Source organism: Pseudomonas sp. AOB-7, assembly GCF_003696305.1.
GTDB lineage: Bacteria > Pseudomonadota > Gammaproteobacteria > Pseudomonadales > Pseudomonadaceae > Aquipseudomonas.
On the sequence record NZ_RFFK01000009.1, the window covers coordinates 44,409 to 68,527 of the forward strand.

The window sequence follows — 24,119 nt, forward strand, 5'->3', positions numbered from 1 at the left end:
TGGGCTTTAGCCCACATTGAGTACCATTGGGGGGCTAAAGCGGAACGCCGCCCGACCCACCCTACAGGCTGCCAGCCGAGGCCGATCCGGCCAATGCTCAGGGTACTCCTGCATGGCCTCTGGCCAAGTCTGGCGCGCTGCGGCAGCGTGGCGACAGGATTTCCCGGAGCCCCTGCCATGTCCCAGCCCTTCGTCCTCAGCCCCGACCTGCAACAGGCGGTGGCCAGTTTCTTCCAGCGCATTCCCTTCAACCAGGTGCTCGGCATCGAGCTGGACGAGCTCAGCCTGGAGCGGGTGACCATGCACCTGCCGATGAAGCCCGAGCTGATCGGCAACTTCGTCCACGGCATCCTCCACGGCGGGGTGATCTCCTCGCTGCTCGACGTCTGTGGTGGCGCCATGGCGTTGATCGGCGCCTTCGCCAACCACCAGCACCTGCCGGCCGCCGAGCGCATGGCCAAGCTGTCCAAGCTGGGCACCATCGACCTGCGCATCGACTACCTGCGCCCCGGCCGCGGCCAGCGCTTCACCGCCACCGCGGTAGCGCTGCGCGCCGGCAACAAGGTGGCGGTGGTGCGCATGGAGCTGCACAGCGACGACGGCACCCTGGTGGCGGTGGGCACCGGTACCTATCTGTGTGGGTAGCGATGTCCAAGCATCGTGGGAGGGGCTTTAGCCGCGACTGGCTCCACCTCGATCGCCGCTAAAGAGCCTCCCGCCGGAGCAGTCCGTAGCCCGGATGCAATCCAGGACGAGTTACCGGCTCAAGCGGGTCAGGATCCGGTCCAGCGCATTGGCGAAGGCCTGCCGATCCTTTTCCGCGTAAGGCGCCTGGCCGCCGCCGACCTGGCCCTGCTCGCGCAGGTCGGTGAACAGGTTGCGCACCGCCAGGCGCTCGCCCATGTTGCGCTCGTCGAACTCGCGGCCGCGCGGATCGAGCGCCGCCACGCCCTTCTTCACCAGGCGGTCGGCCAGCGGCACGTCGCTGCATATCACCAACTCGCCGGGCTGGGCGTGTTCGACCAGATGATCGTCGGCGGCGTCCGGGCCGCTGGGCACCACGACCAGTTTGACGCAGGCGAAATTCGGCCGCACCACCGCCTGGCCGGCCACCAGCACCACCTCGAACCCCCGCTTGAGGGCGAACTTCACCACCTGGTCCCGCGCCGCCCGAGGGCAGGCGTCGGCATCGATCCACACGCGCATGCTGCACTATCCTGAACAAGCCAGCGGCCAGTATGCCAGCTGCGCCCCCACCAGCAGGAGCACCCCATGACGTTCTGGCAGCGCCTGTCCGCCCCCGCCGAAGTGCTGATCTGCGGCGCCAGCCGCGGCATCGGCCTGGCCCTGACCGAGCGCTTGCTGGCGCGCGACGACGTCGCCCGGGTGTGGGCGCTGGCGCGCCATGCCAGCCAGTCGGCGCCGCTCGACGACCTCGCCGGGCGCCACGGCGAACGCCTGCAATGCCTGGACGTGGACGCCTGCGACGAACGCGAACTGCACAGCCTGAGCCGCCACCTGCAGAACGCCGAGGTGCGCCTGAACCTGCTGCTGTGCAGCGTCGGCACCCTGCAGGAAGGCGCCAGCCGCGCCGAGAAGTCCCTCGCCCAGCTCGACCTGGCCGGCCTGCAGGCGACCTTCGAGCGCAACACCTTCGCCCCCATCCTGCTGCTCAAGCACCTGCTGCCGCTGCTGCGCGGCCAGCACCCCTGCACCGTGGCGGCGCTGTCGGCGCGGGTCGGCTCGATCGGCGACAACCGCCTCGGCGGCTGGTACAGCTACCGTGCCAGCAAGGCGGCGCTGAACCAGCTGCTGCGCAGCGCCAGCATCGAACTGCGCCGGCTCAACCCGCAGAGCTGCGTGCTGGCACTGCACCCGGGCACCACCGACACCGAGCTGTCGCGGCCGTTCCAGGCCAACGTGCCGGCGGACCAGCTGTTCACCCCGGCCTTTGCCGCCGAATGCCTGCTCGCCGTGCTGGAAGGCCAGGGCCCGGAACAGAGCGGCAGCTTCTGGGCCTGGGACGGCCAGCCGATTCCCTGGTGACTCAGGCCGGGTAGAAAGCCTGGCAACGCTCGCGCACCGCACGCGACAGGTTGTCGTCGGCCAGCTCGATCAGGTCCAGCTCGACCTCGTCCGGCAGCAGCTCGGCCACCAGCGCCGCCAGGCGCCGCTGCACCCGCACGTCGGCTCCGGCCACCGCCAGCAGCAGGCGCGGCTGCGGGCCGATGGCCGGGTCGCGCAGCGCCGCCAGATAAGCCTGCCGCACCGCCAGCTCGGCACAGGCGGCAGACAGCGCCTGCTCCAGCGGCGGATGACGCAACGCCGCCAGGGCCAGGTCGGGACTGTCGGCGTAATGGGTGGAGTTAATGGTGGAAGACATGCGCGCACTCGCCAGAGGGAAATCGGATCAGCCTAGGCGCACTGAGACCGGCTGTCGTGGCGGCGGTTCACGCTCTCGGCATGCGCAGGCGACGCACGGCCGCCTGCACTGGCCCGCCTCAATCCAGCGCCGCTACCCGATGCCGCTCGGCCAGCCGGCTACGCCCATACAGCAGGGCGATGGCTGCCAGCGCCAGGCCCTGGGCCGACAGGCTCCAGGCGTCGGCGTGGATGCCCAGCCAGTCGAACTCGAAGAAGGCCACCGGCCGCGTGCCGAGCACCCCGGCCTCCTGCAGCGCCGCCACGCCATGGCCGGCGAACACCACCGAGAGCAGACACAGCAGCACCGCGTTGACGCCGAAGAAGGTCGCCAGCGGCAGTTGGCGTGAGCCGCGCAGGATCGCCCAGGCCAGGCCGAGCAGCAGCACCAGCGCCGCCGCCGCACCGGCCAGCACCGCGCCGTGGCCCTGCGGCCCGGCCTGCAGCCAGAGGGTCTCGTAGAACAGGATGACCTCGAACAGCTCGCGATAGACCGAGAAGAACGCCAGCACGGCGAAGCCGAAACGGCCGCCGCCGCCGACCAGGCTGCTGTTGATGTAATCCTGCCAGGCCGCGGCATGCCGGCGGTCGTGCATCCACACCCCGACCCACAGCAGCACCGCACTGGCAAACAGCGCCGTGGCGCCTTCCAGCAGTTCGCGCTGGGCGCCGCTGATGCCGATCAGGTAGGCCGCCACTGCCCAGGTGGCGAGGCCGGCCAGCAGTGCCAGGCCCCAGCCGACATGCACGCTGCGCAGCGCCTGCGGCTGGCCGGTGTTGCGCAGGAAGGCGAGGATCGCCGCCAGCACCAGGATCGCCTCCAGGCCTTCGCGCAGTAGGATCAGCAGGCTGGCGAAGAAGCTCAGGCTGCCGTCCATGGTGCCATCGGCCAGCAGCGCGGCGGACTTGTCCAGCTCTACCCTCGCCTGCTCCAGCGCCTGCGCCGCCTGCGCCACGCTGGCGCCGTCCTGCAGCGCCTGGCGGTAGGCCATCAAGGCACGCTCGGTGGTCTTGCGCTGGACCGCATCGAGGTTGTCGAGGGCGCTTTCCACCAGCTCGAAGCCCTCCAGATAGGCGCCGACGGAGAGGTCGTAGGCTTGCTCCCGGTCGCCCGCGCGATAGGCCGCCAGGCTGCTCTGCAGGGTGCTGCGGCTGTAGTCGATCAGCGCCTGCGGGCCGCGCTGCTGCAGCGGCGGATGGCTGCGCTGGGCGCGGAAGGCGGCCGCATCACCGCCGTCGGCCGCCACCTCGGCGGGCGTGCGCGCGGCCAGTTGCGCCAGGCTGAAGCCGGCCGGCCCGGCCGCCTGCGGCGGCGCGCTGAAGCCGGCGATATAGCTGACCAGGTCCCAGCGCTGGCGTTCATCCAGCTGATCGGCGAAGGCCGGCATATCGGTGCCGTCGATGCCCAGGCCGAGGGTGTTGAACAGGTCGTACAGACTCAGTCGATCCAGCCGCGCGGCATCGCCCAGGTTGGCCGGCGGCGGCTCGAGGCCGAGCCCGGCCGGGCCGTCGCCGGCGCCGTGGTCGCCGTGGCAGACCGCGCAGTGCTGGGCGTAGAGCGGCGCGCCGCGCGCGGGGTAGGGGGTCAGCGCCGGCGTCTGCGCGACCCGGTACAGCTCGGCCAGACGCGCGGCGAGCCGCCGCGCCGCGCCGGCCACCTGCTCGCCGGGTTGGCGCCGGGCGACGGCCTGGCGCAGGGCGGCGGCCCCCTGCTCCAGCTCGGCGCGCTCGGCCTGGGCCGGCAGGGCGAGGATCAGCCCCTGCAGCACATCGAGAAACTCCAGCTGTTCCTGGTATTCCGCGGGGTCGACCACCTGGCCGGCGGCCACGCTGGCTGGGTAGTCGGCGCCGATATAGCCGAGCAGGTGCAGGGCCTGGGCGGCGCCGTCGAGGGGTTCGCCGAGGGCGAGAAAACTGAGACTGGCCAGCAGCGGCAGCAGCAGCCAGGCCAACAGGGATCGAGAACGACTCATCAATGCTTCACAAACGAGAATGGGTGGCATTAAATTGTTGCCGTCCTAAGGATCCCGCACAAGGACAATCTGACACATCTGGTAACAATCAGGCGAACGGACTGTTCGAAGATGCGCCGGCATCCCGCACCTCGGCCGCCATTGCGGCGGCCGAAGGGGGGGCAGGCGTCACACCGCGGCGCGCTTGACCGTGGCCAGCAGCCCGGCGGCGGCGACGAACAGCGCGGCGAAGCTGCGGTTCATCAGGCGCTGCTGACGCGGCGTGCGCAGCACCCGCAGCACCCGCGAGGCGAGGCCGGTGTAGCCGGCCATGACGATCAGGTCGACCACTATCATGGTCGCGCCCATCAGCAGGTACTGCGGCAGCAGCGGCTGCTGCGGAGCGATGAACTGCGGCAGCACGGCGAGCATGAAGACGATCGCCTTGGGGTTGCTGGCGTTGACCAAAAAGCCACGCAGCACCAGGGTCAGCGGCCGCCCGCTAGGGCGCTCGGCGGCGCCGGTGGCGAGGTCGCTGGGCAGCGCGATCCACTGCCGGTAGGCCAGGTACACCAGGTAGGCGACGCCGAACCACTTGATCAGGCTGAAGGCCAGCGCCGAGGCGGCGAGGATGGCGCCGACACCGGCGGCGACTATGGCGATCTGCAGGGCCAGGCCCAGTTGCAGGCCGAGCGCGTTCCAGTAGCCGCGCCAGAAACCGTATTGCAGGCCGGCGGACATGGAGGCCACGGCACCGGCGCCGGGCGACAGGCTGATCACCCAGCAGGCGACGAAGAAAGCGAGCCAGGTTTCCAGGGCCATGGCGGATTACCTCGGGAGGGAAGAACGGGAGCAGGCCCTACAGCCTACTCCCGGCCGCTCAATCCGGCGAGCCCTTGCGCAGCTGCACCGGCTCCAGCTCCTCCTTGCGCGCCCGCGCCTGGGCGCTGCGCAGGCGGATGTTGATCGCCTCCACGGCCAGCGAGAAGGCCATGGCGAAGTAGACGTAGCCCTTGGGCACGTGCACGCCGAAGCTTTCGGCGATCAGCACGGTGCCGACCACGATGAGGAACGACAGCGCCAGCATCTTCAGGCTCGGGTGCTTGTCGATAAAGGCGCTGATGGTGCCGGCCGACAGCATCATGACGATCACCGAGATGACGATGGCTGCCACCATCACCGGCACGTGCTGCACCAGGCCGACGGCGGTGATCACCGAGTCGAGGCTGAAGACGATGTCGATGATGGCGATCTGGATGATGATGCCCATGAAGCCGTAGCTCTTCTTCGACCCGCCCTGCGCGGCCTCCTCGGCGCCTTCCAGGCTGTGGTAGATCTCCGCGGTGCTCTTGAACAGCAGGAACAGGCCGCCGAAGAACAGGATCAGGTCGCGCCCGGAAATCCCCTGCTCGAAGACGTGGAACAGGTCGTCGGTCAGGCGCATCACCCAGGTGATCGACAGCAGCAGCAGGATGCGCGTGCCCATGGCCAGGGCCAGGCCGAAGAAGCGCGCCTTCGGCTGCTGCTCAACCGGCAGGCGGCTGACCAGGATCGAGATGAAGATGATGTTGTCGATGCCGAGGACGATTTCCAGGGCGGTCAGGGTCAGAAACGCGACCCAGATTTCCGGGTTGCTCAGCCATTCCATTCAGGGATGCTCCAATGAGTTCAGGTTGTGTAGGAAAGGTGCCGCATATGGGGCAGCTTTCGTGCAAAACCTAGCGCCAGCGGCGCACGGATTTCTGGAAGAACAGGCTGTTGGGCACCTGCAGCAGCGCGCCGGCGGCCTCTTCGCTGACATCCTGCAGCGTGGTGTAGAACAGGTTGATGGCCAGCACCCGCCCCTTCACGCCGGGTTTGTCGGCGCTCTCGATCACCTCCACGGTATCGCCCAGGCGGAACGGCCCCATGGCGAAGATCAGCAGCGCGCAGAACATGTTCGACAGCACGCTCCAGATGGCGAAGAAGGCCACCGCCGCCACGGCGGTGAAGCCGGTGATGGCGGTCCACAGCACCGTGGCCGACACGCCCAGGCGCTCGAGCACCAGCATGAAGGCGCTGCCCAGGATCAACCAGCGCAGCAGGCCGCGCAGCGGCAGCAGCACCTCCTGCGGCAGCAGGCTGTAGCGCGCGCCGAGGCGGCTGATGGCGCGGGTCAGGATGCGCTGGGCGAGCCACGCCAGCAGCAGGATCAGCAGCACCTGGCCGGCGCGGATCAGCGGTTCGCGCCAGGCCGTGAGCAGTTCCAGCGATTCCATCACTCGGTCTCCTCCAGTTGCTGCTGCAGCGCTTCGAGCGTCTCCAGAGCCAGCAGCCAGCTTTCCTCCAGCTCGGCCTCGCGCGCCTTGAGCGTCGCCTGCTCGGCCAGGCGTTCGCGCAGCTCGTCCTTGCGCGCCGCCTCGTACAGGCCGCTATCGGCCAGCTGCGCTTCCACCTTGGCCAGGGCCTGGTGCAGCTTGTTCAGCTCCTGCTCGAGCTTGTCGGCCTGCTTCTTGTGCGGCGCCAGCTGCTGGCGCAGGGCGGCGGCGGCCTGGCGCTGGGCGCGCTTGTCGGTCTTGTCCGCCGCCGGGGTCGCCGCGCTCGGCGGCTGCTGGCGGGCGCGGAAGTCGATCAGCCAGCGCGCGTAGTCGTCGAGATCGCCCTCGAACGGCTGGATGCGGCCGTCGGCCACCAGGAGGAATTCGTCGGTGGTGCTTTTCAGCAGGTGGCGGTCGTGCGACACCACCAGCACGGCGCCGGCGAACTCCTGCAACGCCATGGTCAGGGCCAGGCGCATTTCCAGGTCGAGGTGGTTGGTCGGTTCGTCGAGCAGCAGCAGGTTGGGCTTCTGCCAGGCGATCAGGGCCAGGGCCAGGCGCGCCTTCTCGCCACCGGAGAAATTCAGCACCGGCTCGTCGCAGCGCTCGCCGCGGAAATCGAAGCCGCCGAGGAAGTCGCGCAGGGTCTGCTCGCGCTCGCTCGGCGCCAGGCGCTGCACGTGCAGCAGCGGGCTGGCCTTGGGGTCCAGCGCATCGAGCTGGTGCTGGGCGAAGTAGCCGATGGCCAGGTTCTCGCCGCGGGCCAGTTCGCCGCCGAGCGCGGCGAGGTCGCCGGCCAGGGTCTTGATCAGGGTCGACTTGCCGGCGCCGTTGGGCCCCAGCAGGCCGATACGCGCGCCGGGCGCCAGGCTCAGCTTGACCTTGTCCAGCACCACCTTGTCGCCGTAGCCGAGGCGCGCCTCGGACAGGTTGAGCAGCGGACTGGAGACCTTGTCCGCTTCACGGAAGACGAAGTCGAAGGGCGAGTCGACATGCGCCGGGGCCAGCTCCTCCAGGCGTTCCAGGGCCTTGATCCGGCTCTGCGCCTGGCGCGCCTTGGTCGCCTGGGCCTTGAAGCGGGCGATGTACTTTTCCATGTGCGCGCGCTGCGCCTGCTGCTTCTCGTAGGCCTGCTGCTGCTGCGCCAGGCGCTCGGCGCGGGTGCGCTCGAAGGCCGAGTAGCCGCCGCGGTAGAGGGTCAGCTTCTGCTGCTCCAGATGCGCCACATGGTCGACCACGGCGTCGAGGAAGTCGCGGTCGTGGGAGATCAGCAGCAGGGTGCCGGGATAGCCCTTGAGCCACTCTTCCAGCCAGAGGATGGCATCGAGATCCAGGTGGTTGGTCGGCTCGTCGAGCAGCAGCAGCTCGGACGGGCACATCAGCGCCTGGGCCAGGTTCAGGCGCATGCGCCAGCCGCCGGAGAAGTCGCCGACGCGCCTGTCCATCTGCTCGCCGGTGAAGCCGAGGCCGGCCAGCAGCTTGCGCGCGCGGGCGTCGGCCGTGTAGCCCTGGGCGTTGTCCAGTTCGCTGTGCAGGCGGGCGATGGCGGCGCCGTCGTGGGCCGCCTCGGCTCGGGCCAGCTCGGCCTGGATCGCGCGCAGGTGCAGGTCGCCGTCGAGCACGTAGTCCACCGCCAGGCGCTCGAGGTTGTCCACCTCCTGGCGCATATGGGCGATGCGCCAGTCCGGAGGCAGCCGGCAGTCGCCGGCGTCGGGGCCGAGTTCGCCGCGCAGCAGGGCGAACAGGCTGGACTTGCCGGCGCCGTTGGCACCGATCAGGCCGACCTTCTGGCCGGCGTGCAGGGTCAGCTCGGCGCCTTCGAGCAGGCGCTGCGGACCACGCTGTAGAGTGAGGTTCTGGAGTCGGATCATAATGGCGGCGGAGTCTACCAAATCGCCCTGGAGGCCGCGTGCAGGATCTGTGGAATTTCGCCGTACGGCTCTATGCCCGACCGGGCGTGGAAGACGCCTGCCTGCAGCTGCAGGAGGCCGGCGGCGACGTCTGCCTGTTGCTCGCCGGCGCCTGGCTACAACGCCGCGGCGTGCCCTGTCGCGCGCCCTACCTCGAGGCGCTGCAGGCGCTGGCCGAACCCTGGCAGCGCGAGGTGGTCGCGCCGCTGCGCCAACTGCGGCGCGACTGGCGCACGGCCGCCGCCGCGGACGCCGAGCTGGCGACGCTGCGTGAACGGATCAAGCAACTGGAACTGGAAGCCGAACGGATGCTGTTGCAGCGGATCGAGACGCTGGTGGAGAACTGGCCGCGCGAGGGCGGCGAAGACGACTGGCTGAGTCGCCTGGCGGGAGACGACAGCGCCGCGCTGCAGGTGCTGCGCGGCGCCGCCGATTCTTAAGAGGCGCTCGGCGCCGTCGCACCATTGCTGGCGACGGGCGCCACGGCGGCTGCCGGGACCTCGGGCTTGGCCGGCGCAGCAGCGGGGGCGGGGGCCGGTTTCGCCGCGGGCTTGGCCGGGGCCTTCTTCACAGCGGCCTTGGGCGCCGCCGGCTTCTTCACCGCAACCGGCTTGCTGGCGGCCTTGGCTGCCGGTTTGGCAGGTGCGGTCTTGGTCGCCGGTTTGGCGGCAGCCGGCTTGGCGGCAGCAGGTTTAGCGACAGGCTTGGCCGCCGCTGGCTTGGCCGGTGCTTTGGCGGCGGGCTTACCGGCAGTAGGCTTGGCAGCGGCTTTGGCGGCCACAGGCTTCGCCGCGGCCTTAGTTGCCACGGCTTTGCTCGCAACCGCTTTGCTGGCGGCCGCCTTGCTGGCCACCGGCTTGGCGGCGGACTTGCTTGCTGCGGCGGGCTTGGCCGCGGCAGGCTTGGCGGTGGCCTTCTTCGCCGGCGCCTTCGCGGCAGCGGGTTTCTTCGCCGCCACGGCTTTGCCGGCCGGTTTCGCGGCCGGGGCGGCCGCCTTGGCCTCGCGACCATCGAGCGCCTTGCCGGCGGCTTCCTTGACCTTGCCCACGCCCTGGGCCAGCTTCAGGCTCTCCTGGGCGTCGCGCTTGAGCTGCAGGATATAGGCGCGGGTCTCGCTCTGACGGGCCTTGAGAGCGTCGAGCAGCTCTTCCAGCTCGGCCACCGCGTCCTTGGCCTTGGCCTGCGCCTTGGCCTTGCCGGCGACGGCGGCGTCCTGCAGCTTGCTGCGTGCCTTGTGCAGTTTTTCCTGGGCCTTGCCGCGCTGCTTCTCCAGCTTGGCGAGCAGTTTCTCGGCATCGACCAGCGCTTGCGAGCAGGCGTTTTCCAGGTGCTCGAGCAGGCTGGTGGAGAGTTGGTGCAGCAGGTGCAAAGGGGTACTGATGGTCTTCTTCTTGGCCGACATGGCGCGCCTCCTGGCGGATGTGGATGCGCCCATACTAGACGCCCGCGCCCGACCCTGCCATAGGCCTTTTGGCGACCCGGGCAGGCAGCCGCGCGGGCTGGCATAATCGCCGCCATCTTGATCGGGAGACATCGCCATGAGCCGCGCCGCCTTCGCCCTCTTCGTTCTCTGCGCGAGCCTCGCGGCACAGGCCGACAGTCACCAGCAGGATCTGGCCTACAGCCTCGGTGCACGCCTGGGCGAACGCCTGCGCGAGGAGGTGCCGCAACTGCCGCTGAGCGACCTGCTGGAAGGTCTGCGCCAGGCCTACGCCGGCCAGCCGCTGCGCCTGGAAGAGGCGCGCATCGAAGAGTTGCTCGACCAGCACGAGGCGCGCATCGCCGCCGACCCGCAGCGCCATGCCCAGGCCATCGCCGCGCAGCGACGCTTTCTCGCCGAGCAGCGAATCCGCCCCAATGTGCGGGTGATCGAGGGCGGCGTGCTGGTCAGCGAGCTGCGCGCCGGCAGCGGCGCCAAGCCCGGTCCCGGCAGCCGGGTGCAGGTACGTTACCGCGGCACCCTGGCCGACGGCAGCCCGTTCGACGAGAGCAGCGAACCGCAGTGGTTTCGCCTGGACAGCCTGATCGCCGGCTGGCGCAGCGCGCTGCTGCAGATGCCCAGCGGGGCACGCTGGCGCCTGGTGGTACCGTCGGATCAGGCTTACGGGGAAGAGGGCGCGGGCGATCTGATTCCGCCCCATGCGCCGCTGGTATTCGATCTGGAACTGCTCGACGTGGCCGACTGAAGGTCGGCCCGGCAGACAGCTTCTGGCCCGGATGCAAGCCAGGGCCGCCGACCTGTTGCCCGGAATGCATCCGGGCTAAGCGGCCGTCGCAGGCTCAGAGCGCCGGCGCGGCCTGCTCCTGGTGGGCGTTGTGCAGCACCTCGATCAGGCAGTCTTCCAGCTCGAAACGTTCGTGCAGCAACTGCCCCAGGCGACCCAGCTCGGCCACCAGCGACACGCTGTCGCGGCAGTCGCCGTTGTCGCAGTGATCGTTGAAGGCCAGCGCCACCTCGGTGATGGCTTCGATGCGCGGGTAGATCTGCTTGGCCAGTTCCAGGCCGCGCTGGTCGTTGAACGCCTTGGCCTCGCTGGTGAGCTGCTCGTAGACCTCGAAGTGACCGGCCGAGACGTAATCCACCAGGATTTCGCAGAAGCCCTGCAGGGCTTCGCCGTTGGCCGCCGGCGCCTGTGGCGACTCGACCAGGGCGCTGTAGGCCTGCACCAGTTCATGGCGCTCGCCCAGCCAGCGATCGATCAGTTGGTGGACCCCACCCCAGCGTTCCTGTGCGTTCTGGCAACTTTCGAGCATGATGGACCTCGCTTCCCTTATCGCTAATGCCTGTTATGCGTCCGCTCCCGAGACGATTTTTCTGTGGCCTACCATCCCGGGCGGCCAGCCTGCGGGGCATCGCACTCGACGCCACAAATCGCTCCCGACGCTTTTTTGTCAATCGGTGCTTGGCTTTGGGAAGGCAACCGCGAAACGGCGTTTTTCCGGCGGTGCGTGCGAGCCAGATTATGCCCGTGGGCAGGCGCCATCAAGGCACCGCCGGGAGATAATTTCATACGAGCGTTTAATCGACGACCCGCGACAGCCGTGGCCTGGGCGATGGGCCGCGATCAGCTGCGGCGCAGCAACTGGAACAGGCAGAAACCGAGCATGGCGACGAAACCGAGCAGACTCCACTCGGGAATGCTCATGCCGAACAGGCTCCACTTGACCTCGGCGCAGTCGGCGCTGCCCTGGAACACCAGGCGCACGATGTCCTGCATCGGCAGGGCCTGCATCATGAATTCCAGGCTCGGCAGGCAGGCCTCCAACTGGTCGGCCGGCACGCTCTGCAGCCAGATCTGCCGACCGGCCGTGGCGGCGCCGGCGCCGGCGAACAGCAGCGCCAGCAACGCATAGACCCGCCGGCCGAAGCGCGCCGGGCCGTGTACGGCGGCCACCAGGCAGACCAGGCCGAAGGCGATCACGCAGATGCGCTGCAGCACGCACATCGGGCAGGGCTCCAGGCCGACCACGTGTTCCAGGTACAGGGCCGCCGCCATCAGCAGCAGACTGCCGACGAATGCCAGGAAGAACAGGGGACGCGGACTGGCCAGGTACATGGAGGCTCCGGGGGAGAGAAATCGAGGGCAGTTACGGTAGAGGAAAGCGCGGGCGCCTTTCAAGGCGCCTCACGCACTGCCGCGCGCTGTTCGTCCACCCAGCGCGCCCCTTCGTCCGCTGCGTGACGATCGGCCGCAGCGGCTCAGGCGCGCACGCCCTGCGGCTGCGGCAGCGCCGGCAGGCCCTGATGGAGCAGGCCGAGGCTCTCCTGTAGCAGCTGGTTGCTGCGCTCCAGCTCGCCCAGCTGGGCCAGCAGGCGCGCCAGCTCGGCGCAGGTTTCCGGGTGGCGCTCCAGCTTCAGGCTGGTCTCGAAGTAGTCGCGCGCCTTGCCCCACAGCTGGTTCTGCAGGCACAGGCGACCGAGGGTCAGCAGCAGCGCCGGGTCCTGCGGGTGCTGCTTGAGCCAGAGCTCGGCGGTGTGCAGCTGCTGCGCCGGATCGGCGCCGCGCAGCACGCCGTAGAAGCGCGCCAGGCGGCTGTCGTAGGCGCGCTTGAGGGCGCTGCGCAGCACCTGTTCGGCCTCCTCCTGGGCACCCAGGCGACGCAGTTGCTCGACGTAGGCGGCGATCAGCTCGGGCTCCTGGCGCAGCGGCGCGGAGAGCTGCTGCCAGGCCTGGGTCAGCGGCTGCAGGGCGGTTTCGCCATCGCCCAGACCGGCCTGCCCGGCATCGCCCAGGCGACCGCGCCAGGTCGCGCGCTCCAGCTCGTCCAGCTCGGCGGCCGGCAGGGCCTTCTCCTTGCGCAGCTCCGGCAGCAGGCCGAGCAGCGCCGACCAGTCCTGGCGCTGCAGGTACAGGCGCTGCAGCTGGCGCAACACCAGGTGATGGCCGGGATGACGCTCGCGCATCGCTTGCAGGGTCTCCAGCGCCGCGTCGCTCTCGCCGCGGCTCTGCTGCAGTTCGGCATGGGCCAGGGCGATGGCCAGTTCGGCCTGCGGCTGACGCGCCAGGGCGCGCTCGAGCATGGCGTCGCTCTGCTCGTGCTGGCCCAGCTTGTGCGCCGCGCGGGCGGCGCCGAGGTAGTACATCAGCGGCTGGGGTTCGTCTTCGGCGGCCCGACTCAGCTGGCGCAGCGCGCGCGCCCAACGGCCCTCGGCCAGGTCGAGCAGGCCCTGCTGCGAGGCCAGCCGTGCCCGGCGGTGACGATGCAGACGCGACCAGGGGTTGGCCAGGCGCGTCGAGGCGAGCAACAGGCGCAGGCTGGCGCGCAGCAGGTAGAGCAGCAGCACCACCACCAGCACCAGGGCGAGGAAGGCCCACAGCCCGGACTGGTAGCGGAAGCCCTGGTAGGCGAACAGCACGTAGCCGCGGTCGGCCTGGATCGCCAGGCCGAGCAGATACAGCAGGCCGCCGACGGCGAGCAGGAGCAGCAACCAGAGCAGGCGCTTCATGGCGCCTCCCCGGCCGCGGCGGCCCCCTGCCGGCGCTGCGCCTGCTTGCGCTGCAGGTAGGCCTGCAGCGCCTCGAGCGACTCGCTCAGATCCGGCACCTGCACCTCGACCCGCTCGTCGGCCAGCTCGGCGAAGCGCTGACGCAGGGCGCGACTATCGGGGTTGTCCAGATTGAAATGGGCGTCGAGGATCTCCCCGGCCTGCTTCAGTGCCTGCCGATAGACCCCGCTCTGGCCATGCAGCGCGGCCCACTGCGCCTGCTCCAGGGCCAGCGACAGGCTCAGGCGCACCTGGCTCAGGCTCTGCCCGGAGAGCAGCGGACGGATATTGCGGTCGGCGTCGAACTCGATGCGGAAGTACTGCGCCAGGGTCGCCAGCCATTCGCTCCACCAGGCGCGGCCATCGCCCTCGGCGGCCAGGTCGGCGAGCACGTCGCCCTGCCCCGCGAAACTCGGCGCCAGCGGGTTGAGGCTGGCGGCCTGCTCGCGCAGCGCGGCCAGTTGCAGGAACAGGCCGACGCGATCCGGCCGCTGGGTGGTGCGCAGCGCTTCCAGGCTGCGGCTGAGCTGCTCGCGGGCGGCGAAGGCGGCGGGGTCGTCCTGCTCGCGGAGGATCTCGTCGGCGGCCAGCACCAGGGCTTCGGCGCTGGCCACGTCCTGCAGCGCGGACAGGCGCAGGGTGGCCAGGCGCAGCAGGTGCTCGGCCTCGTCCAGGCGCCAGTCCTGGCGGCTGCCGTCGAGCACGCTTTCCAGGCGCTGGCTGAGGCGCTGCTGATCGCCCTGCAGATTGGCCAGCAGACGCCGGCGCTCGTCCAGCTCATCGGCGCTGGGCAGCTGGTTCAGACGGCGTTCGAGTTGCCCGATCAGCTCGCCGACCTTGCCGCTCTCGGCGCGCGCGCTCTGCAGCTGATCGCGCTGCTGCTGATCCTGCTGCTGCAACTGCTGCAGCTGCCACAGGCTCCAGCCACCGGCACCGGCGCCGCCCAGGCCGACCAGCAGGGCGAACGCGGCGAGGCCGCGGCCGGCGCTGCGCGGGGCCTTGGCGGGAGCTGCGGGGGGAGTGGCGGTGGCCTCGCTGGCCGGCGTCTGGTCTTGCGGGGTGGCTGCTTCGCTCACGTATCCATCCTTTCTAGAGGGCAGCGGCCGGGTATCGTTCCAGCGCTGCCAGCAAGGCCGCGGCGCTGGCGCCGCGACAATCCACAACGATCTGTGCACCCGCGCGGCGTGCCTGCTCGGCGACCCGCGGGCTGGGCAGGAACAAGGGTAGCCGAGCCAGTTCGGGCCAGTCGGCAGCGGCCAGTTCGATCAGGTGTTCGAGCCCCTGCCCACTGCTGACCACCAGGGCGTTCAGGCGTTCCGCACGCACCCGTGCGGCCAGTTCGCCCGGCGCGTAGCTGGGCAGCAGGCGGCGGTACAGTGGCAGATAGTCGACCGTCGCACCTTGGCCGCGCAAGCGTTCGGCGAGGAATTCTCGGCCACCCTCGCCGCGCAGGATCAGCACCCGCGGCGCCGGCGCGGCGGCCAGCGCCTGCTGCAGGCGCGGCAGGGCCAGCAGCGCCTCGCTGTCGTCGCCGTCGTCCGGGCAGTGGGCGTTGAGGCCATGCTCGGCGAGCACCGCGGCGGTCGCCGCGCCGACCGCGAACCAGGGCTGCTCGGCCGGCGCCGGCACGCGGTGGCGTTCAAGCAGGGCCAGGCCCAGGCGCGCGGCCGGCTTGCTCACCGCGATCACCGCGCTGTAGTGCGCCAGCTCGAGGATGGCGGCGCGCTGCGCGGGCGTTTCCGCCAGCGGCTCGATGACCAGCAACGGCAGGCTGTGACTGGCGATGCCGCGCTCGGCCAGGGTCTGCGCCAACGCCGCGCACTCCTCGGCCGGCCGCGTCAGCAGCAGGCGCCAGGCGCTCACGGATGGCCGGCCTCGCCGTAGACCGCCTTGAGGATGGCCTCGGCGCCCTGCGCCAGCAGTGCTTCGGCCACCCGCACGCCGAGCGCTTCGGCATCGGCGGCGGCGGCACGCGCCTCGGCGCGCAGCAGCTGGCCTCCATCGGGCTGGCCGACCAGGCCGCGCAGCCACAGCTGCTCGCCTTCGAGCAGGGCGTAGCAGGCGATGGGCACCTGGCAGCCGCCGTTGAGGCGCTTGTTCAGCGCACGCTCGGCGGTGACCCGCAGCGCGGTCTCGCGGTGGTGCAACGGCGCCAGCAGGGCGTGGATCTCGGCGTCGACGCTGCGGCACTCGATGCCGACGGCGCCCTGGCCGCCGGCCGGCAGGCTGTCCTCGGCGCTGAGCGAGCTGCGGATGCGCTCCTCGAAGCCGAGGCGGATCAGCCCGGCGGCGGCGAGAATGATGGCGTCGTACTCGCCGGCATCCAGCTTGGCCAGGCGGGTGTTGACGTTGCCGCGCAGGAACTGGATCTTCAGGTCGGGCCGGCGCGCCAGCAGCTGGGCCTGGCGGCGCAGGCTGGAGGTGCCGACCACGCTGCCGGCCGGCAGCGCATCGAGGCTGGCGTAGCGGTTGGAAACGAAGGCGTCGCGCGGGTCTTCGCGCTCGCAGATGCAGTACAGGCCCAGGCCTTCGGGGAAGTCCATCGGCACGTCCTTCATCGAGTGCACGGCGATGTCGGCCTGGTTCTCCAGCAGCGCGGTTTCCAGCTCCTTGACGAACAGGCCCTTGCCGCCGATCTTCGCCAGCGGCGCGTCGAGCAGTTTGTCGCCGCGGCTGACCATGGGCACCAGGCTGACCTTGAGGCCAGGGTGGGCCGCTTCGAGACGGGTTTTGACGTGCTCGGCCTGCCACAGGGCCAGGGCGCTCTTACGGGTGGCGATACGGATTTCGCGGGACATGGGGCAAATTCCAGAAAACGGATTGCCGCGAATCATAACAGGCTCGCCCGGCGCCAGCTGATGGGCGGCGGCTATCGGCCGCAGCCGGCACCCGGCGCTACAGCGACTGCATCAGCTTGCGCACCCCGGCCACATGGCGCCGGCTGACCACCAGCGAATCGCCCTCCAGCCCCTTGAGGAACAGCTGGAAGTGCCCCAGCGGCGTGCGCTGCAGGCGCTCGATGCGCTCGCGGGCGACCAGGGCGTTGCGGTGGATGCGCACGAAGCGCTCGCCGAACTCGTCTTCCAAGGCCTTCAGCGGCTCGTCCAGCAGCACCTCGCCACCCTCGTGGCGCAGGGTCACGTACTTGTGATCGGCGATGAAATAGACTACGTGATCCAGCGGGATCAGCTCGATGCCCTTGCGCGTACGGGCGCTGATATGGCTGCGCGGGCCGCTGCCGCTCTCGGCGGCCGGCCGGGTCAGCGCCGCCAGCTGCACCCGGTTGGGCCGCTCGGCCTTCTTCAGCGCCTCGCTGAGGCTCTCGGCGCGCACCGGCTTGACCAGATAGCCGACCGCGCTGACCTGGAAGGCTTCCAGGGCGAACTCGTCGTGCGCCGTGCAGAAGATCACCGCCGGCGGCGCCTCGCGCTCGCACAGCTTGGCGGCGACCTGCAGACCGTCCAGCCCGGGCATGCGGATATCCAGCAGGACCACGTCCGGCTTGAGGCTGTCAATCAGGGTCAGGGCCTCCTCGCCATTGCTGGCAGCGGGCTCCAGGACCCGGTAGCCCTCGAGTTCGCCGACCATGCGGCTGAGGCGCTCGCGGGCGAGGGGTTCGTCGTCGACGATCAGGACATTCATATTGCTCTGGCTTCCTGCGTGAGTCTCGCACAAGGATAGCGTAGACAGCTGTAATGGCGGCCGTCACGGCGCTCCACGCTGAGACTGGCGCGCGGCCCGAAAAGTGCCGCCAGGCGCGCGTCGATATTGCTCAGCGCTTGGTGCGTTCCCCGCGACGGGTGCTGCTCGCCCCGCTCTTCATACGGATTGCTGACACACAAGCTGAACACACCATCCTGGTAGTCCGCCTCGATCCGCACCAAGCCGCCCTCGATGCGCGGCTGAATGCCGTAGATCAACGCATTTTCCAACAGCGGTTGCAGGGTCAGCTGGGGAATCGGCAGATCCTCCGGCACACCCTCGACCTCCCACTGCAACTGTAGCCGTTCGCCGAGCCGATAGTGCTCGATCGACAGATATCGTTTCGCCAGTTCCAGTTCCTCCTTCCAGGGCACCAGACTGCCGGGCTTGGCCAGGCTGGCGCGAAACAGGTCGGACAGATCCAGCACCGCCTGTTCGGCCTTGAGCGGGTCGACCGCCACCAGGCTGGCGATGCTGTTCAGGCTGTTGAACAGAAAATGCGGGCGGATGCGCGCCTGCAGCGATTCGATGCGCGCGCGCAGCTCGGCCTGCTCCTGCCGCCGCCATTGGCTCTGCAGGTAGAAATAGCGTAGCAGCAGCGCGGACATGATCAGGCCGATCAATGCATGGCGCAGATAAAGGTTGACCTCGCCGCTGCGCGGCAGCGGCCCGCCCAGCTCGTAGTAGTCGGCCACCGCCGTGCAGCCCAGGGTCAGCAGCACCACCAGGGCGCAGCACAGGCCGCCGGCCAGCGCCGGACGCCTGCGCGCCAGCAGCGGCCGCAGGCGGCACAGCAGCGCCGCCGAAAGCAGCACGATCCACTGCACGAACAGCGAGGTCAGCGCCAGGCGCACCCAGTCGAAGCCGGGCAGCATCGGCTCGGACAGCACCAGCACCAGCACCAGCAGCTCGGCCAGCAGCACCATGCTCAGCAGCGCTTCCGGCTGGCACAGTTCGGGAACGAAGAAGTCGTCGGCAGACGCGTTGTGGTTGTTCTTGGCAGGGACTTGTTTTGGCATCGACGCAGTTTCCGTGTCGCCCGGCGGGCCGGCAAGCCAGACGGCTCCGGCCGGGCAAAATAAAGCACCGAAATGCCGCCGCCGCGACAAAATTGTGAAGCAGCCGACAGCGCCGACGCCTGCCGGGCGGCAAACGCGGCGCGGCGAAAGGGCCGCCGACCCTGTTATTATCGGCGCACTTTGTCCGCCATGCCGGCCGCCGCACGCGGCCCGCCCGATCCAGAGCCCGAACCAGAGCACGTGCCATGAGCAGCGAAAAAACCAACCAATCCTGGGGCGGCCGCTTCAGCGAGCCCGTCGACGCCTTCGTCGCCCGCTTCACCGCCTCGGTCGAATTCGACAAGCGCCTGTATCGCCACGACATCATGGGCTCCATCGCCCACGCCAGCATGCTGGCCAAGGTCGGCGTGCTCACCGATGCCGAGCGCGATGCGATCATCGACGGCCTGAAGCAGATCCAGGCCGAGATCGAGGCCGGCCAGTTCGACTGGCGCGTCGACCTGGAAGACGTGCACATGAATATCGAGGCGCGCCTGACCGACCGCATCGGCGTCACCGGCAAGAAGCTGCACACCGGGCGCTCGCGCAACGACCAGGTGGCCACCGATATCCGCCTGTGGCTGCGCGACGAGATCGACCTGATCCTCGCCGAGATCACCCGCCTGCAGCGGGGCCTGCTGGGTCTGGCCGAAGCCGAGGCGGACACCATCATGCCCGGCTTCACCCACCTGCAGACCGCCCAGCCGGTGACCTTCGGCCACCACCTGCTGGCCTGGTTCGAGATGCTGTCGCGCGACTACGAGCGCCTGGTGGACTGCCGCAAGCGCACCAACCGCATGCCCCTGGGCAGCGCCGCGCTGGCCGGCACCACCTACCCGATCCAGCGCGAGATCACCGCACAGTTGCTGGGTTTCGACGCCGTTGGCGGCAACTCCCTGGACGGCGTGTCGGATCGCGACTTCGCCATCGAATTCTGTGCCGCCGCCTCCCTGGCGATGATGCACCTGTCGCGCTTCTCCGAAGAGCTGGTGCTGTGGACCAGCGCGCAGTTCCAGTTCATCGACCTGCCGGACCGTTTCTGCACTGGCAGCTCGATCATGCCGCAGAAGAAAAACCCCGACGTACCGGAGCTGGTACGCGGCAAGAGCGGCCGGGTGTTCGGCGCGCTGATGGGCCTGCTGACCCTGATGAAAGGCCAGCCGCTGGCCTACAACAAGGACAACCAGGAAGACAAGGAACCGCTGTTCGACGCCGCCGACACCCTGCGCGATTCGCTGCGAGCCTTCGCCGACATGGTCCCGGCGATCAAACCCAAGCGCGCGATCATGCGCGAGGCGGCGCTGCGCGGCTTCTCCACCGCCACCGACCTGGCCGACTACCTGGTGCGCAAGGGCCTGCCGTTCCGCGACTGCCACGAGATCGTCGGGCATGCGGTGAAATACGGCGTGGACAGCGGCAAGGACCTGGCCGAGATGAGCCTGGACGAGCTGCGCCAGTTCAGCGGCGAGATCGAGCAGGACGTGTTCGCCGTGCTGACCCTGGAAGGCTCGGTCAATGCCCGCGACCATATCGGCGGCACCGCGCCGAACCAGGTGCGCGCCGCCGTGGTGCGTGGCCGCGAGCTGCTGGCGGCACGCTGAACGAGCAGCGCAACGAGCCTGCCTTTTCTCCAGCAGAGAAAGGCAGGCGGCACGCAACACCTAGCGGAGAATCCCTCGCATGAGCGACCACGACGACAACGAAGAAGACTTCGCCGAAGCCACCCTGGTCCAGGCTATCGAGAACCAGTTGGAAGCCGGCGAGCCGGCCGCCGCGCAGGCGGTGTACAACAAGCTCAGCCTGGTCGGCTATGCGCGCGAGGAAATCCTCCAGCTGATGGCCCTGGTGCTGGCCCACGAGGTCGACGCCATGCTGCGCGACGACCGCCCGTTCGATGCCGCCTGGTACGAGCAGGCCCTGCGCGCCCTGCCGGAGCTGCCCGAGCAGCAGGACTGAATGCGGCGAAGGTCGCACAGGCGAGCGCGCAAAACCCTCACTACACTGCACAGACCCAAGCCCGGCAGTCGCGTCGGCCTTATAACAACAAGAGCGGAGTCGCCATGAAATCCTTTACCCCCGAACTGATCGACGAGCTGGAAATCCTCGCCCTGTACAACCTGGACAATCACCAGGAGGGGCTCAAGGTGCACAACAACGCCTCGTTCAAGGCCCAGGGCGCCATCACCCGCCTGCATGAGAAGGGCCTGGTCAGCCAGGCCGACGGTGGCTACCTGACCAGCCTGGGCATCGATGCCGCCGAACACGCGCAGAGCCTGCTGACCATTCTCAGCACCAGCAAGACGCCCGCTTAAGCAAGATCCTTCGCCCGCCGCCCTACACTATCGGCCCCGGCGGGCGATATAGCGTCAGGCACTGCAGTGGATGCGCGCCGCTGATAGGCTTGCACCATTCCCCGTAGAGCTCGAGCATGACGCGCACCCTGGAAATTCGCCCGGACATCGACGACGGCATCGACCGCAAGGTGCTGGCGCAGCTGCGCGCGCGCTTCCTGCAGATCAACCAGGGCCGCCTGCAGCGCGCGCGGCAGGGCCTGTCGACGCGCCAGCAGCTGGTGCTCAAGCTGCTGCCGCTGCTGCTGCACGTCAACCATCCGCTGCTGCCGGGCTATGTCTGCGCCAGCACGCCGGCCGGCCTGAGCGGCTTCGAGCCGGACGACGAGGTGCTCGCCGAAGTCCAGCGCCTGACCCGCTCCTTCGTCTACAAGCCGCGCCGTGGCCAGGGCGCCGCGCCGCTGCACGGCCTGTTCCTAATGGGCAGCCTGGGCACAGTGGCGCAGGCCGAGCAGAGCGACATGGACCTGTGGCTGTGCCACGCGCCGACCCTCAGCGCCCGGGAACTGCAGGACCTGCGCAAGAAGTGCGACCAGCTGGAGAGCTGGGCCGCCACCCAGGGCGCCGAGGTGCACCTGTTCCTGGTCGACCCGCAGCGCTTCGCCCAGGGCGCGCGCGAGGCGCAGCTGAGCTCCGACGACTGCGGCACCACCCAGCACTACCTGCTGCTCGACGAGTTCTACCGCACGGCGATCTGGCTCGGCGGACGCACGCCGATCTGGTGGCTGGTGCCGGTCTACGAAGAGCCGCGCTACCACGACTACTGCCGCACCCTGCTGAGCAAGCGCTTCGTGCGCGCCGAGGACGTGCTCGACCTCGGCCACCTGGCGTACATCCCGCCGGAGGAGTTCATCGGCGCCGGCATGTGGCAGCTGTACAAGGGCATCGAGTCGCCCTACAAGTCGGTGCTCAAGCTGCTGCTCACCGAGGTCTACGCCAGCGAGCACCCCAGGGTAGAGTGCCTGTCGCTGCGCTTCAAGCAGGCGGTGTTCGAGGGCCGCCTCGACCTCGACGAGCTCGACCCCTATATCGTCGTCTACCGGCGCCTGGAGGAGTACCTCGGCGCGCGCGGTGACCGCGAGCGCCTGGAGCTGATTCGCCGCTGCCTGTACCTGAAGGTGAACAAAAAGATCAGCCGGCCGCCGACCCGCGGCCGCACCAAGAGCTGGCAGCGCCTGCTGCTCGAACGCCTGACCGGCGAGTGGGGCTGGGATGCGCGCCAGCTCAGCCTGCTCGACAGCCGCAGCCAGTGGAAGGTGCGCCAGGTCGGCGCCGAGCGGCGCGTGCTGGTCAACGAACTGACCTACAGCTACCGCTTCCTCTCCCAGTTCGCCCGCAGCGCACAGACCGGCAGCTCGCTGAACAACCGCGACCTCAACGTGCTCGGCCGACGCCTGTACGCCGCCTTCGAGCGCAAGGCCGGCAAGGTCGAGTTCATCAACCCGGGCATCGCCCCGGACCTGGCCGAGGACACCCTGACCCTGGTGCGCCACCCCAGCCCGGAATCGCCCGAGGAACATCAGTGGGCGCTGTTCAACGGCAGCCTGGGCACCCAGGAATGGCCCGACTTCGCCCCGCTGAAGCGCGCCCGCGAGCTGATCGAACTGCTCGCCTGGTGCCACCGCAACGGCGTGATCGACGCCAGCACGCGGCTGTCGCTGCACCCGGGCAACAGCGATCTCAGCGAGTTCGAGCTGTCCAACCTGATCACCAGCCTGCAGCAGGCCTTCCCCCTGCCGCTGCCCAGCGTGCCGGAGGCCGCCCTGCTGCGCGCCAGCCGCCCCAGCCAGGTGCTGCTGCTGGTCAACGTCGGCGTCGACCCGCTGCCGCAGCACAGCCAGATGAACGTGCACATGACCAGCGGGCGCACCGACGCCCTGGGTTATTCCGGGGTGCGCGAGAACCTGGTACTGACCCTCGACCAGATCGTGCTCAACAGCTGGAACGAGTTGCAGGTCAGCCGCTACGACGGCGCCGACGCCCTGCTCGACTGCCTGCGCGACCTGCTCAACAGCCTGCCGTCGGACGGCGCGCAGCCCCAGGTGCAGGTGCGCTGCTTCTGCCGCAACCGCGCGACGGCCATCGCCGAGCGGGTCGAGGAGCTGCTGCGCGACCTGCTCGCCACCTACGCCGAGGGCCGCCAGGCGCGCTACCTGGTGCAGATCCGCCAGCACTACCACGTGCTGCAGCTGACCCCGGGCCAGGTCAGCCATGCCGTGCTGGGCGATTTGCCGGCGCTGCTCGACCACCTCGGCGGCGAGCAGGAGCTGTACAGCCCGCTGCACCTGGACCGCCACGCGCTGGACGGCGATGACCTGGCGCTGATCCTGCCGATGGGCCGGCCGCAGTGCATCCAGCTGTTCTATCGCCTGCACGAGAGCACCGGCGACGCCGAGCTGACCCTGCTCGACGAATACAACGCGCTGTGGCGCCGGCGCCTGCCGTTTCGCGACGAACAGAGCCTGCTCACCCCGCTGCAGCGCTTCCTGCAGTCGCTGCTGTACCGGCGCAACGCCATGCTGCCGCTGGACAGTGGCGATGCCGGGCCGGCGCTGGAAATCCTCTACTACCAGCTGCTGCCCGCCGCGCCGCTGCGCGCCCAGCGCCTGGAACGCCGGCCGCCGCCGCAGGCGCCGGTCAGCCACCCGTTCTACGACGTGCAGGCGATCCTCGAGCCGGGCGACGGCCGCCAGCCGCACGTCACCCTGTACTGCAACCACCGCGAGTTTTCCGAGCTGGAGTACGGCCGCGAGCTGTACCGCGCCGTGGCCCGGCATATCCTCGCCCAGCGCGCCGGCGGCGAGCGCTACCCCTGCTACATCACCGACCTCGACCTGTCCGCCCTGCTCGCCAGCCAGCAGGCGCAGACCGTGCACTACCTGCGCTACAAGAGCGAACTGGAGGATGCGCTGAACGCGGCGCTGCAGAGCGCCTGAGCCGGCGTCAGGAGGCCGAGGCCGGCGCCTGGGCGTATTCGCCCGCGGCCTCCGGCTGGTATTCCACCGCCAGCAGGGTCAGCTTGAGCAGCTTGCCGCCAGGCGCCGGCCAGTCGATATGCTGCCCGACGGACAGGCCGAGCAGGGCGCAGCCGATCGGCGCGAGGATGCTGACGGTGCCCTCGCCGCCGGCGTCCTGCGGGTAGACCAGGGTCAGGTGGTAATCCTTGCCGCTGCTCTCCTCGCGGCAGTGCACGCGCGAGTTCATGGTCACCACGCCGGCCGGCACCTCGTCGTGCCCGACCACCTCGGCACGATCCAGCTCGGCCTGCAGCGCGGTGGCGCCGGGGCCGAAATCCTCCAGGCTGTCGAGCAGACGCTCGAGGCGCTGCAGGTCGAGACGGGTAATGGTGATAGCGGGCGTGTTGCTCATGATGGCGGCCTGACTCCTCGTGCTGGGCGCAGAAAAAGCAAAACCCCGCCCGAAGGCGGGGTTTTGCGAAAC

General features: G+C 69.5%; 25 protein-coding genes. 8 read left to right on the forward strand and 17 right to left on the reverse strand.

Annotated features, from left to right (window positions below):
- Positions 1-177 precede the first annotated feature (177 nt).
- Positions 178-645 (forward strand): thioesterase family protein, encoded by a 468-nt coding sequence (locus EA796_RS16745; RefSeq protein ID WP_122109424.1) that lies wholly within the window; start codon positions 178-180, stop codon positions 643-645.
- Between the two features lie 111 nt (positions 646-756).
- On the opposite strand, the gene EA796_RS16750 is transcribed toward EA796_RS16745, so the two are convergent.
- On the reverse strand, positions 757-1,206 hold the full coding sequence (locus EA796_RS16750; protein WP_122109425.1) for a YaiI/YqxD family protein: 450 nt from the start codon (positions 1,204-1,206) through the stop codon (positions 757-759).
- A 66-nt stretch (positions 1,207-1,272) separates the two neighbouring features.
- Here EA796_RS16750 and EA796_RS16755 point away from each other — a divergent pair, with 66 nt between their 5' ends.
- Positions 1,273-2,046: an SDR family NAD(P)-dependent oxidoreductase gene (locus tag EA796_RS16755; protein WP_122109426.1), complete on the forward strand. Its 774-nt coding sequence runs from the start codon at positions 1,273-1,275 to the stop codon at positions 2,044-2,046.
- 1 nt (position 2,047) lies between these two features.
- Here the strand turns inward: EA796_RS16755 and EA796_RS16760 are convergent, their stop codons facing one another.
- The 6 genes from EA796_RS16760 to EA796_RS16785 form a co-directional block, all read right to left on the reverse strand.
- Positions 2,048-2,383: an enhanced serine sensitivity protein SseB C-terminal domain-containing protein gene (locus EA796_RS16760; protein ID WP_122109427.1), complete on the reverse strand. Its 336-nt coding sequence runs from the start codon at positions 2,381-2,383 to the stop codon at positions 2,048-2,050.
- A 118-nt stretch (positions 2,384-2,501) separates the two neighbouring features.
- Positions 2,502-4,394: a cytochrome c/FTR1 family iron permease gene (locus EA796_RS16765; protein WP_122109428.1), complete on the reverse strand. Its 1,893-nt coding sequence runs from the start codon at positions 4,392-4,394 to the stop codon at positions 2,502-2,504.
- 168 nt (positions 4,395-4,562) lie between these two features.
- A complete protein-coding gene (locus EA796_RS16770) occupies positions 4,563-5,195 on the reverse strand; it encodes a LysE family transporter (protein WP_122109429.1) in 633 nt (210 codons plus the stop codon).
- Between the two features lie 58 nt (positions 5,196-5,253).
- Positions 5,254-6,021 carry a TerC family protein gene (locus EA796_RS16775; RefSeq protein WP_122109430.1) on the reverse strand — a complete coding sequence of 256 codons (768 nt, stop codon included), beginning with the start codon at positions 6,019-6,021 and terminating at the stop codon, positions 5,254-5,256.
- A 70-nt stretch (positions 6,022-6,091) separates the two neighbouring features.
- A complete protein-coding gene (locus tag EA796_RS16780; protein ID WP_021444987.1) occupies positions 6,092-6,631 on the reverse strand; it encodes a mechanosensitive ion channel family protein in 540 nt (179 codons plus the stop codon).
- On the reverse strand, positions 6,631-8,541 hold the full coding sequence (locus tag EA796_RS16785; protein WP_122109431.1) for an ATP-binding cassette domain-containing protein: 1,911 nt from the start codon (positions 8,539-8,541) through the stop codon (positions 6,631-6,633). The genes EA796_RS16780 and EA796_RS16785 overlap by 1 nt, the downstream gene beginning before the upstream one ends.
- 38 nt (positions 8,542-8,579) lie before the next feature.
- On the opposite strand from EA796_RS16785, the gene EA796_RS16790 reads away from it, so the two are divergent.
- Positions 8,580-9,020 (forward strand): TIGR02444 family protein, encoded by a 441-nt coding sequence (locus EA796_RS16790; protein WP_122109432.1) that lies wholly within the window; start codon positions 8,580-8,582, stop codon positions 9,018-9,020.
- On the opposite strand, the gene EA796_RS16795 is transcribed toward EA796_RS16790, so the two are convergent.
- Positions 9,017-9,982 carry an AlgP family protein gene (locus tag EA796_RS16795; protein WP_122109433.1) on the reverse strand — a complete coding sequence of 322 codons (966 nt, stop codon included), beginning with the start codon at positions 9,980-9,982 and terminating at the stop codon, positions 9,017-9,019. The genes EA796_RS16790 and EA796_RS16795 overlap by 4 nt on opposite strands.
- Before the next feature lie 136 nt (positions 9,983-10,118).
- On the opposite strand from EA796_RS16795, the gene EA796_RS16800 reads away from it, so the two are divergent.
- Entirely contained in the window at positions 10,119-10,766 is a 648-nt protein-coding gene (locus EA796_RS16800) for an FKBP-type peptidyl-prolyl cis-trans isomerase (protein ID WP_021444669.1), read from the forward strand.
- Positions 10,767-10,860: 94 nt separating this feature from the next.
- Here the strand turns inward: EA796_RS16800 and EA796_RS16805 are convergent, their stop codons facing one another.
- From EA796_RS16805 to EA796_RS16840, 8 genes are all read right to left on the reverse strand, one after another.
- A complete protein-coding gene (locus EA796_RS16805) occupies positions 10,861-11,334 on the reverse strand; it encodes an Rsd/AlgQ family anti-sigma factor (protein ID WP_021444668.1) in 474 nt (157 codons plus the stop codon).
- Between the two features lie 311 nt (positions 11,335-11,645).
- Positions 11,646-12,137 carry a disulfide bond formation protein B gene (locus EA796_RS16810; RefSeq protein ID WP_021444667.1) on the reverse strand — a complete coding sequence of 164 codons (492 nt, stop codon included), beginning with the start codon at positions 12,135-12,137 and terminating at the stop codon, positions 11,646-11,648.
- A 143-nt stretch (positions 12,138-12,280) separates the two neighbouring features.
- Positions 12,281-13,528 (reverse strand): heme biosynthesis HemY N-terminal domain-containing protein, encoded by a 1,248-nt coding sequence (locus tag EA796_RS16815; protein WP_122109434.1) that lies wholly within the window; start codon positions 13,526-13,528, stop codon positions 12,281-12,283.
- Positions 13,525-14,643 carry a uroporphyrinogen-III C-methyltransferase gene (locus EA796_RS16820; RefSeq protein ID WP_122109435.1) on the reverse strand — a complete coding sequence of 373 codons (1,119 nt, stop codon included), beginning with the start codon at positions 14,641-14,643 and terminating at the stop codon, positions 13,525-13,527. The genes EA796_RS16815 and EA796_RS16820 overlap by 4 nt, the downstream gene beginning before the upstream one ends.
- A 13-nt stretch (positions 14,644-14,656) precedes the next feature.
- Positions 14,657-15,430, reverse strand: coding sequence for a uroporphyrinogen-III synthase (locus EA796_RS16825; RefSeq protein WP_122109436.1), 774 nt, complete (start codon positions 15,428-15,430; stop codon positions 14,657-14,659).
- The gene (hemC, locus tag EA796_RS16830) at positions 15,427-16,365 is read right to left on the reverse strand and encodes a hydroxymethylbilane synthase (protein WP_122109437.1); all 939 of its coding nucleotides are present in this window, start codon (positions 16,363-16,365) and stop codon (positions 15,427-15,429) included. Before hemC ends, EA796_RS16825 begins: the two co-directional genes overlap by 4 nt.
- A 97-nt stretch (positions 16,366-16,462) precedes the next feature.
- A complete protein-coding gene (locus tag EA796_RS16835) occupies positions 16,463-17,209 on the reverse strand; it encodes a LytTR family DNA-binding domain-containing protein (protein WP_021443294.1) in 747 nt (248 codons plus the stop codon).
- The gene (locus tag EA796_RS16840; RefSeq protein ID WP_122109438.1) at positions 17,206-18,288 is read right to left on the reverse strand and encodes a sensor histidine kinase; all 1,083 of its coding nucleotides are present in this window, start codon (positions 18,286-18,288) and stop codon (positions 17,206-17,208) included. Before EA796_RS16840 ends, EA796_RS16835 begins: the two co-directional genes overlap by 4 nt.
- Before the next feature lie 245 nt (positions 18,289-18,533).
- Between EA796_RS16840 and argH the strand changes: the two genes are divergently transcribed.
- The 4 genes from argH to EA796_RS16860 all read left to right on the forward strand — a co-directional run bounded on the left by argH (position 18,534) and on the right by EA796_RS16860 (position 23,614).
- On the forward strand, positions 18,534-19,928 hold the full coding sequence (gene argH, locus EA796_RS16845; protein ID WP_122109439.1) for an argininosuccinate lyase: 1,395 nt from the start codon (positions 18,534-18,536) through the stop codon (positions 19,926-19,928).
- Between the two features lie 79 nt (positions 19,929-20,007).
- On the forward strand, positions 20,008-20,283 hold the full coding sequence (locus tag EA796_RS16850) for a hypothetical protein (protein ID WP_122109440.1): 276 nt from the start codon (positions 20,008-20,010) through the stop codon (positions 20,281-20,283).
- A 104-nt stretch (positions 20,284-20,387) separates the two neighbouring features.
- Positions 20,388-20,639 (forward strand): TIGR02647 family protein, encoded by a 252-nt coding sequence (locus tag EA796_RS16855; RefSeq protein ID WP_122109441.1) that lies wholly within the window; start codon positions 20,388-20,390, stop codon positions 20,637-20,639.
- 116 nt (positions 20,640-20,755) lie between these two features.
- Positions 20,756-23,614: a class I adenylate cyclase gene (locus EA796_RS16860; protein ID WP_122109442.1), complete on the forward strand. Its 2,859-nt coding sequence runs from the start codon at positions 20,756-20,758 to the stop codon at positions 23,612-23,614.
- 7 nt (positions 23,615-23,621) lie between these two features.
- Here the strand turns inward: EA796_RS16860 and rnk are convergent, their stop codons facing one another.
- Complete coding sequence (gene rnk, locus EA796_RS16865; RefSeq protein ID WP_122109443.1) at positions 23,622-24,047, reverse strand: nucleoside diphosphate kinase regulator; 426 nt, start codon at positions 24,045-24,047, stop codon at positions 23,622-23,624.
- Positions 24,048-24,119: the final 72 nt, after the last annotated feature.

Coding starts and splice junctions, on each gene's coding strand:
- EA796_RS16745 (WP_122109424.1), top strand. CDS start 178: ATGTCCCAGCCCTTCGTCCTCAGCCCCGACCTGCAACAGGCGGTGGCC.
- EA796_RS16750 (WP_122109425.1), bottom strand. CDS start 1,206: ATGCGCGTGTGGATCGATGCCGACGCCTGCCCTCGGGCGGCGCGGGAC.
- EA796_RS16755 (WP_122109426.1), top strand. CDS start 1,273: ATGACGTTCTGGCAGCGCCTGTCCGCCCCCGCCGAAGTGCTGATCTGC.
- EA796_RS16760 (WP_122109427.1), bottom strand. CDS start 2,383: ATGTCTTCCACCATTAACTCCACCCATTACGCCGACAGTCCCGACCTG.
- EA796_RS16765 (WP_122109428.1), bottom strand. CDS start 4,394: ATGAGTCGTTCTCGATCCCTGTTGGCCTGGCTGCTGCTGCCGCTGCTG.
- EA796_RS16770 (WP_122109429.1), bottom strand. CDS start 5,195: ATGGCCCTGGAAACCTGGCTCGCTTTCTTCGTCGCCTGCTGGGTGATC.
- EA796_RS16775 (WP_122109430.1), bottom strand. CDS start 6,021: ATGGAATGGCTGAGCAACCCGGAAATCTGGGTCGCGTTTCTGACCCTG.
- EA796_RS16780 (WP_021444987.1), bottom strand. CDS start 6,631: ATGGAATCGCTGGAACTGCTCACGGCCTGGCGCGAACCGCTGATCCGC.
- EA796_RS16785 (WP_122109431.1), bottom strand. CDS start 8,541: ATGATCCGACTCCAGAACCTCACTCTACAGCGTGGTCCGCAGCGCCTG.
- EA796_RS16795 (WP_122109433.1), bottom strand. CDS start 9,982: ATGTCGGCCAAGAAGAAGACCATCAGTACCCCTTTGCACCTGCTGCAC.
- EA796_RS16800 (WP_021444669.1), top strand. CDS start 10,119: ATGAGCCGCGCCGCCTTCGCCCTCTTCGTTCTCTGCGCGAGCCTCGCG.
- EA796_RS16805 (WP_021444668.1), bottom strand. CDS start 11,334: ATGCTCGAAAGTTGCCAGAACGCACAGGAACGCTGGGGTGGGGTCCAC.
- EA796_RS16810 (WP_021444667.1), bottom strand. CDS start 12,137: ATGTACCTGGCCAGTCCGCGTCCCCTGTTCTTCCTGGCATTCGTCGGC.
- EA796_RS16815 (WP_122109434.1), bottom strand. CDS start 13,528: ATGAAGCGCCTGCTCTGGTTGCTGCTCCTGCTCGCCGTCGGCGGCCTG.
- hemC (WP_122109437.1), bottom strand. CDS start 16,365: ATGTCCCGCGAAATCCGTATCGCCACCCGTAAGAGCGCCCTGGCCCTG.
- EA796_RS16835 (WP_021443294.1), bottom strand. CDS start 17,209: ATGAATGTCCTGATCGTCGACGACGAACCCCTCGCCCGCGAGCGCCTC.
- EA796_RS16840 (WP_122109438.1), bottom strand. CDS start 18,288: ATGCCAAAACAAGTCCCTGCCAAGAACAACCACAACGCGTCTGCCGAC.
- argH (WP_122109439.1), top strand. CDS start 18,534: ATGAGCAGCGAAAAAACCAACCAATCCTGGGGCGGCCGCTTCAGCGAG.
- EA796_RS16850 (WP_122109440.1), top strand. CDS start 20,008: ATGAGCGACCACGACGACAACGAAGAAGACTTCGCCGAAGCCACCCTG.
- EA796_RS16855 (WP_122109441.1), top strand. CDS start 20,388: ATGAAATCCTTTACCCCCGAACTGATCGACGAGCTGGAAATCCTCGCC.
- EA796_RS16860 (WP_122109442.1), top strand. CDS start 20,756: ATGACGCGCACCCTGGAAATTCGCCCGGACATCGACGACGGCATCGAC.
- rnk (WP_122109443.1), bottom strand. CDS start 24,047: ATGAGCAACACGCCCGCTATCACCATTACCCGTCTCGACCTGCAGCGC.